The sequence below is a fragment of the Termitidicoccus mucosus genome, from assembly GCF_038725785.1.
In the GTDB taxonomy this organism is placed as follows: Bacteria; Verrucomicrobiota; Verrucomicrobiia; order Opitutales; family Opitutaceae; genus Termitidicoccus; species Termitidicoccus mucosus.
Genome location: NZ_CP109796.1, coordinates 5,624,771 through 5,632,500 on the forward strand (window position 1 = coordinate 5,624,771; position 7,730 = coordinate 5,632,500).

General features: G+C 59.4%; 7 protein-coding genes and 1 tRNA gene (1 of these 8 cut by a window edge). 3 read left to right on the forward strand and 5 right to left on the reverse strand.

Annotated features, from left to right (window positions below; genetic code table 11):
- Positions 1 to 82: 82 nt before the first annotated feature.
- Positions 83 to 901, forward strand: a complete 819-nt coding sequence (locus OH491_RS19630; RefSeq protein ID WP_068769979.1) for a nucleotidyl transferase AbiEii/AbiGii toxin family protein — start codon at positions 83 to 85, stop codon at positions 899 to 901.
- 220 nt (positions 902 to 1,121) lie between these two features.
- Here the strand turns inward: OH491_RS19630 and OH491_RS19635 are convergent, their stop codons facing one another.
- Together OH491_RS19635 and OH491_RS19640 are read right to left on the reverse strand one after the other, a co-directional pair.
- Positions 1,122 to 1,670: a hypothetical protein gene (locus OH491_RS19635; RefSeq protein ID WP_068769978.1), complete on the reverse strand. Its 549-nt coding sequence runs from the start codon at positions 1,668 to 1,670 to the stop codon at positions 1,122 to 1,124.
- An 18-nt stretch (positions 1,671 to 1,688) separates the two neighbouring features.
- The gene (locus OH491_RS19640; protein WP_068769977.1) at positions 1,689 to 2,024 is read right to left on the reverse strand and encodes a hypothetical protein; all 336 of its coding nucleotides are present in this window, start codon (positions 2,022 to 2,024) and stop codon (positions 1,689 to 1,691) included.
- A gap of 229 nt (positions 2,025 to 2,253) precedes the next feature.
- On the opposite strand from OH491_RS19640, the gene OH491_RS19645 reads away from it, so the two are divergent.
- Positions 2,254 to 2,505 (forward strand): hypothetical protein, encoded by a 252-nt coding sequence (locus OH491_RS19645; RefSeq protein WP_334319235.1) that lies wholly within the window; start codon positions 2,254 to 2,256, stop codon positions 2,503 to 2,505.
- Between the two features lie 70 nt (positions 2,506 to 2,575).
- Here OH491_RS19645 and OH491_RS19650 read toward each other — a convergent pair whose 3' ends face one another.
- On the reverse strand, positions 2,576 to 3,823 hold the full coding sequence (locus OH491_RS19650; protein WP_145928723.1) for a tyrosine-type recombinase/integrase: 1,248 nt from the start codon (positions 3,821 to 3,823) through the stop codon (positions 2,576 to 2,578).
- Positions 3,824 to 3,932: 109 nt separating this feature from the next.
- Positions 3,933 to 4,010: transfer RNA gene (locus OH491_RS19655), tRNA-Glu, on the reverse strand.
- 271 nt (positions 4,011 to 4,281) lie between these two features.
- On the opposite strand from OH491_RS19655, the gene OH491_RS19660 reads away from it, so the two are divergent.
- Complete coding sequence (locus OH491_RS19660; RefSeq protein WP_068769974.1) at positions 4,282 to 5,406, forward strand: AIR synthase related protein; 1,125 nt, start codon at positions 4,282 to 4,284, stop codon at positions 5,404 to 5,406.
- A gap of 214 nt (positions 5,407 to 5,620) precedes the next feature.
- On the opposite strand, the gene recD2 is transcribed toward OH491_RS19660, so the two are convergent.
- Positions 5,621 to 7,730: the 3' portion of an SF1B family DNA helicase RecD2 gene (gene recD2, locus OH491_RS19665; RefSeq protein ID WP_068769973.1), read on the reverse strand. The gene runs 275 nt beyond the window's last position; the window shows 2,110 of its 2,385 coding nt (coding positions 276-2,385); the start codon falls outside the window, past its right edge; it ends in the stop codon at positions 5,621 to 5,623.

Consider the following 7,730-nt stretch of genomic DNA (forward strand, 5'->3'; position numbering starts at 1 on the left):
ACAAAAAAGGCGTCAACCTCGCGGCATCAATAAAGCACGCCTGCTCAATCTGGCCGTCGCCAACGGCGACGATTTTAATCTCGTGCAAGTCCGCTATGCCACCGAGCGGTTTCTTTACCGGATGTCCGTGTCCCGCCATGCAAACGCTTTTTTGCTCAAGGGCGCCATGTTGTTTGTCCTGTGGGAAACCCATCCCCATCGCCCGACGCGGGACATGGATTTGCTGTTCCTCGAAACCCATGACCGGAGGGAGTTGGAAGCCATTTTTCGCGAAATCGCGGCTGTTGAGGTCACGCCCGACGGCCTGCGTTTCGACACCGCGTCCATTCACGCGGAGGAAATCCGCGAGAACAACGCCTACGGAGGCATTCGCGTGAAACTGCTTGCCTGGCTGGGAACGGCGCGGATTCCCCTCCAAATCGACATCGGCCTCGGTGACGCTGTTCACCCCGAGCCTGTCTGGACTGACTTCACGACGCTGCTGGATTTTCCCGCTCCGCGCATCCGCCCGTATCCCGTTTACTCCGTTGTTGCCGAAAAATTCCAAGCGATGGTTGAACTGGGCACCCTCAACAGTCGCATGAAAGACTATTTTGACGTGATCTACCTGCAACGACACTTCGAGTTCAGCGGAGAGGATTTGCAAGAGGCGATGCGGAAAACCTTCCAACGCCGCAGAACGCCACTGCCGGATGGATTACCGGAAGGCTTGGATGAGCCGTTCTGGAAAACTCCCCAGAAACAGACCCAATGGATTGCATTTCTACGAAAAAATCGCCTTTCGATTGAAGACGATCTCGAAAAAATCTGCCATGAAATCGCCTCATTCGCATTACCCGTGATTCAAACCACTCCGTTTCTTTCGACTTGGGTGCCGGGACGCGGATGGACGCGCCAATAGGCAAACTGCATTCGCGCACGCCAACACTCGCGCCCCGCTCTCAATTTTCTCATGGCCCTCAAGGAGTTCTCAGCTGCGACTTGCTTGCCTGCGCTCCTCCTTGACCGCCGTGGATTTTTTGCGACTACCGGGGCGTGTTCTTTTACGGCCAATGAGTCACATGTGTGCCATCACGAAATCGGGCGGCGGATGTTTTGCATGGTAACGTAGTTGGTTGGTGTCACCGTTGCCGTGTGTTCTCATTTCCGAAAATCGAGCATAATTGCGCATAGAGCGCGGCCAGATCACTCGTGCGGATTTGCCGACGCGTGCGGCGCAACACCTTGGTGAGTTTGTTTGCAAGTGTGATATAAGCCGGTAATTTTATGTCCGGGGTCCGCGAATCCGACCGGTTCGGCTGAATCGACAAGCCGAGTCGAAAATAGGCCTGCCGCAGGCTGAGGCCGGCAAACTCTTCCGGCTTGTCCGTGGCCCGGGCAAGTCGCATGTAGCGCTGAGCCGTTCGCAAGTGCCCATCAAAACATGTTTCAAGCCAGGGAATCCACGAGGAGCGACCGGCTTGGCGGTAGATATTGGTTTTTGCCTCGATCAAAAGCCGTCCCGCTTGCCATGCGGCCATGAGAGCCCTGTCGAGTTTCCGACGGGACTCCTTTTCCAAACGTGTCACCTTGGCATGAAGTTTGTTGATTTTTGCCGCGACTGCGGAAGCAACGACTTGGTTGCCACGGACTCCGGTTGCGGGCAAATCGGATGTCGACGATGAGATCATTACAAATCCCTCAAGCGATCACGCCACGAGGCCCATGCTGGCACGAAAGTCCTTCGCAATGGAAAAGACGGCTTTGCCGCCGATGCCGCCCATCTCGCCAATCTGCTCAAGCGTTATGCCGTTGATCAAGTCGGGACGAACGCAGTAGAGCGCGACGGTTGCGCGGATGCCACGCTGTGTGACATTGGCCCCCTCGGCGAACCAGATCAGCAGACGCGTGAACGCCTCTATCGTTTGTGCACGCGCCTCCTCTCGGGGATCAATCGGTTCGAAAAAAAACGATCCTGTATTGCCGTCTGATTCCGCGGTGGCAGTGCTGTTTCTGATGATTTGTTTTTGGTTGATATTTTTCATGGTGGATCAAGGTTCGCCATGAACATATCGCCTTTTATAAATTATAAATAGGTGCTGAATGATGCTTTAACTTTCCCGGTTTTTCAAAGCTGCGTCATCAGGACGTGAATATGCCAAAACGACACACCCCGCAGGGTGTGTCGTTTTGGCTGCTAACTGAGGATATTCTTTAAAAATGGCGGTATTTTCCCGGTCAGCCTCGCGCAGGGATAAGGAGTTTCGTGCGTATATGAGCGGCGACCTCGGCAACATCATAATATACGAAGTGACCGAGGCGGTGATATGGAATGCGGCGCAATTTTGTCCACTCGCGCAGAGTGCGGATCGACGGTTCACGCCCTGCCGGGAAAATCCCGCTAAGGCGCAGGCCAACGATGTCCGTGAGGGCGGTGTTTGGATTGTTTGGTGTGTTCGACGTCATGGTTTCCATATCTCTAGTTGCGATTCGGTTGAACATGTAAAAATTAAAACCCTTGAATAAGGCATTCTCCAAAATGGCTATAAACCGTATCCCTACGACACGGCTTATAGCCTTTGTTGGTTGCCTTGTATTACGCGGCTTGCAGGCAATTCGATTCGGATGCCTCGACAGAGTTATTCGCCGACTGGCCGGCACCGGAGGATTGCGTGGCAGCAAGTGGGAGCGCCACATGTTTGGGCATGATCGAGAAAAACGCCTCGGCTTCCTCAGTGCTTTTCAGATCAAGATAGTGCTTGCGGATTATGCTCTCCGAGTTGCCCGCCTGTATTGCCGCTTCGCCGATGGAGCGGAATTTGCCAACAAACATCGATATAAATGTGTGCCGCAGCACGTCATGCGTAAGATGGAACCGGTCTTTGAATTTGGCCCGCCGTTTCTGAAAGTCGCCCACGACGATTGGAAATTTGTCCAGCGGATATGCGCGTAGCCATGCCGCCAGATTCGGCTGTATGACGATTTTACGCGGTTCGCGCACTTTCGAAGCCTCGGCGGAGACATGGATGATCCCCGTTTTCAGGCTTACGTCCTCGGGTTTGATTTTTGTGATCTCGCCATCCGGAACACCGGGGCGAATGCCGGCAAACAGGCAAAGCGCAAAATAGGGAATCCAGCGTCCGCCTTCGAAGGTCTCGAAATGTTCCATCAGTTCTTGGGCCTGCGCCGTGCTGAACGTTTTTGCGGCGCCGCGTCGTTGACGAATGCGATAATGCGGCACTTTTAAGATCGGGTTTTCGGTGACCCAGCCACGGTGAAAACAGAACTTGAAAAACGTGCCGAGTGTGCCGCGTTGGTTGTTGAATGTTTTCATGCAGGGCTTGCGGGACCCCAAAAACACCACGAGTTCAGGCACGGTGATCTCCGCGACGGACTTTTTGGGGAACTGCTTTTCCAGTCTTCTTAAATCCCAAGTAATGCGGTTGAGCTGGGGAAGGGAGATATATTGCTGGTCGAACTCGTGCTCCTTGGCGGCAACATACTCAGCGATGGCAGCGGCCAACGTTTTCTGGTGCTCCGGTTCGCGGTAATGCTCGATGGCGAAATCGACGTAGAACGAAAGCGAGTGCGTTTTGCCCGTCATGCGTTGAAACAGCGCCTCGGCCTCGCGTGCTTGTTCCTCGGTCAATGTCGTCGCGATCTGACGCATGCCGGCGCTGGTTTGCAGCGCCTTGATCTCAAGCGAGGCCTTTTCGGCGGCAGCCTCCTCCCGCGTTTTGAAGTTTTTCCTGATGCGAACGCCATGCAGGCGTCCATCGACGCGCCATGCTGTGGTGCCGTTGCTATTTTTGAACTGAGTAACGACGAATTTGTTGGGTTTCACGCGAATGTTGCCCAATCGGTTGGGCAACGTAGCCTTCAATGTCGTTTGGCCAGTGCTCGATTTGCCGTGCTACTGCCTGCCCTAAAATTACTTACGTAATTCATTGAGCTGGCGTCCCCACGGGGATTCGAACCCCGGTTCTCACCGTGAAAGGGTGGTGTCCTAGGCCGGGCTAGACGATGGGGACCAACCCAATGAAAGGGTTCGCACGCTACGGGTTGACCAACCGCATGCAAGGCTTTTTTCGGATGTCTTTCGCACCCGGGCGCAGCCCAGCGTAATGCCTATCAGAATTTTTCCTCTTTATTTTTCTCCCTGCCCGTTCCTGACCAAAGAGAAAGAAGGAGTCCCGGTGGGGAAGCCACCGCCTTGAACCGCCCTCTGATGACAGGCACCGCCTCAAATCCACGCTTCCCCATGCTCCATTCTTTCTTCTACATTCGCCTTCATTCCCTCGCATGTCGCTCTCCTACGAATCTTCCGGTGTCAGCTACGATCAACTCGACGCGTTCAAGCGCGCCTGCCAGCGCGCCGCGCGCACCACCGCCGGACTTCTTGCCCCGCACGGCTATGCCGAGCCCGCGGCCACGCGTGGCGAAAGCGCCTATCTCATCGAGGCCGCCGATCATTTTCTCGCCCATGTCGAGGAAGGGCTGGGCACCAAGAATCTCGTCGCCGACGCCTATTACGAGGCCACCGGCGGCGCAAAAGGCGGCGGCAAATGCTTCTATCGCGAAATCGCCATCGACACCGTCGCCACCATCGTCAACGACCTCGTCACTTGCGGGGCGCTGCCCATTTCCGTCGCCATGCACGCCGCCGTCGGCGATTCCGCGTGGTTCGCCGACGAAGTCCGCGCCAGCGCGCTCGTCGAGGGTTTTGCCGAGGGCTGCCGCCGCGCCGGCGCGGTCTGGGGCGGCGGTGAGACGCCCACGCTGCGCGACATCGTCAACCCCGGCACGATCGTGCTCGCCGGCTCCGCCATCGGAAAAATCTCGCCGAAAAATCTCCGCATCACCGGCGATGTGCGCGAGGGCGACGCCATCATCTTTCTCGCCTCCTCCGGCGTGCAGACCAACGGCCTCACGCTCTGCCGGAAAATCGCCTCCCGCCTCCCGCAAGGCTACCTCACGCCCATCGGCCACGGCGACGCGCGGACTTTTGGCGAGGCGCTTCTGGCCCCTTCGGTCATCTATGTGGACTTCGTGCGCGCCTGCCAGCAACGCAGCCTCAAGCTCAACTATGTCGCCCACGTGACCGGCCATGGCTGGCGCAAGCTCATGCGGCTGGAGGAGCCCTTCGTTTACGAGATCACCGCGCCCCGCCCGGCTCCCGCGCTTTTCCAATTCCTCGCCGAGGCCGGTCCCATTTCCCTGCGCGAGATGTATAACACTTTCAACCAAGGAATCGGGTTTGCCGCCTATGTCGCTCCGGGCATCGCCGGTGCCGTGGTCGCCGCGGCCCGCGATTGCGGGCACGATGCGTGGATCGCCGGACGCGTGAAAAAAGAAGGCCCGCGCAAGGCGGTAGAGATTCCCTCGCTCGGCCTGGTTTACGAGGGCGACACGCTGCAGGTGCGCTGAGTGTTTTCAGGTTCGGTCTGAATGGCTGTTTTTGACAGCGAAGGCGCAAAGAAAGACGGCAAGGAGGATTTTTTTGGAAAAAACTCAAAGTAATGCCACCCTCCGGAATCTTTCCCCTTTCGTCAGGAACGAGCAGCGAGAAAGAGGAAAGATAAAGAATAAAGAGGAAAGAGGTTCCGGAATGGGGTGATCGGCGTCGAGGACGTCGCCGCTCCTAGTGCGCCAGCGCTTCGGTGATTTTTTCCCGGAGATGGGTGGTGCGGTGCTTGGACTCGGCGTTGCGGACGGACATGCCGTAGGCGGCGGGCTCGCCGACGATGAAGACTTTTTTCTTTCCGCGCGTGATCGCCGTGTAGAGCAGGTTGCGCTGGAGCATCATGAAGTGCGCCTTGAGCAGCGGGATAATGACAACGGGATACTCGCTGCCCTGGCTTTTGTGGATGCTGATGGCGTAGGCGAGGGCGAGGTCGCCGGTCTCGCCGCGCTGGAAGTCGTGTTTCTCGCCGTCGAAATCAATTGTGAGCGCGCCCGTCTCCGCGTCGGCGGCGAGGATGGTGCCGATGTCGCCATTGAAGAGGTTTTTGTCGTAGTTGTTGCGGAGCTGGATGACTTTGTCGCCGGGACGGTAATCGCCGCTGAGCGTGCGCTGGGCGCGGGCGTGGGGGTTGAGCGCGGCCTGAAGCTGCTGGTTGAGGTTGGCGACGCCGGCCGCGCCCTTGTGCATGGGCGCGAGGATCTGCACGTCGCGGACGGGATGGAAATAGTGGAAGTGGCGCGGGATGAACTCGGTGCAGAGGGCGATGGTTTTGCGCAGGCAGTCGTCGGGGGAGTCGGCGATGACGAAGGTGAGGTCGCCCCAGGCCTGGATGTTGGCGAGCTCGGGTGTGGCGGGCGGGAGCGCGGCGTCGCCGTTGTTGATGGCGTGCGCGGTGGTGACGATCTGGCTCTGGCCTTTCTGGCGGTGGATGACATCGAGGCGGGTCACCGGAATGCGGACGGAGCGCGGCAGCGCGGAGGGGGTTCTGTATCCTGATACTTGATACTTGTCACCTGTCACATCGCCGTCGCCGGTGGCGACGGCGATGATGTCCTTGAGGACGTTGCCGGCTCCGACGCTGGGGAGCTGGTCGGTGTCGCCGACGAGGAGGAGGTGGGCGCGCGAGGGGATGGCCTGGAAAAGCGCGGAGGCGAGGCGGGTGTCGAGCATCGAGGCTTCGTCCACGATGAGGAAGTCGGTGGCGAGCGGGGTGTTTTCGTTGGCGGAGAAGCCGCCCTTGGCGGGGTCGTATTTGAGGAGGCGGTGGATGGTGCTGGCAAAGCCGCCGGTGGATTCGGCGAGGCGTTGCGCGGCGCGTCCGGTGGGCGCGGCGAGGTGCACGCGCACGCGCTTGGCCTTGAGGATGTCGACGAGGGCGCGGAGGGACGCGGTCTTGCCCGTGCCGGGGCCGCCGGTGAGTATCGAAATCTTGGATACCAAGGCGGCGGTGATGGCGGCGCGCTGCCTGTCGGCGAAGACGAGGCCGGCTTTTTGTTCGGCCCATTGCACGGCGGCTTCGTGTTTGATGGCGGGGAGGCCGCCGGGAACGCGGAGGAGGCGCGCGAGGGTGGCGGCGATTTTCTGCTCGGCGCGGTCGAGGAAGGGAAGCTGGACGAGGGCGGAGCCGGGCAGGGGCGCCGGCGCGGCTCCGGCGCTGGCGGCGGATGCAGGGATGGCGTCGGCGCCGGTTTCCGCGTGCGCGACGAGTTCCTTTTTTTCAATGAGCGCGGCGATGCGCCCGGTGACGAGGTCGGGGGATGTTTCGAGGAGCGCGGCGGCGTGGTCGCGGAGGTCGGCTTCGCGGATGGCGGTGTGGCCTTCCTCCTGGAGCGTTTCCATGGCGAAGAGCAGGCCGGCGTCGAGGCGGGGCGGGGCGTCGTTGGCGAAACCGAGGTTGATGGCGATGCGGTCGGCGGTCTTGAAGCCGATGCCGTCGATGTCGCGGGCGACCCGGTAGGGCTCGCGCTGGATGATCTGCATCGCCTCGGCGCCGTAGCGGTTGATGAGTTTTACGCACTGCGAGGTGGTGACGCCGTAGGTCTGGAGAAAAATGTGGATTTCGCGGAGGGCGCGCTGGTCGTCCCAGGCTTTTTTGATGGCGGCGGCGCGGACTTTGCCGATGCCGGGGACGCTGCGCAGGCGCGCGGATTCCTCGGAGAGGACGCGGAGAGTGTCGGTGCCGAAGGCGTCGACGATCTTGTTGGCGTAGACCTTGCCGATGCCGGGGACGAGGCCGCTGCCGAGGTATTTGCGGATGCCGTAAACGGAGGAGGGCAGCTCGGCGGTG

Excerpts from the sequence above, each read along its gene's own strand:
- OH491_RS19635 (WP_068769978.1), bottom strand. The coding sequence starts at position 1,670 with ATGATCTCATCGTCGACATCCGATTTGCCCGCAACCGGAGTCCGTGGC.
- OH491_RS19640 (WP_068769977.1), bottom strand. The coding sequence starts at position 2,024 with ATGAAAAATATCAACCAAAAACAAATCATCAGAAACAGCACTGCCACC.
- OH491_RS19645 (WP_334319235.1), top strand. The coding sequence starts at position 2,254 with ATGAGCGGCGACCTCGGCAACATCATAATATACGAAGTGACCGAGGCG.
- OH491_RS19660 (WP_068769974.1), top strand. The coding sequence starts at position 4,282 with ATGTCGCTCTCCTACGAATCTTCCGGTGTCAGCTACGATCAACTCGAC.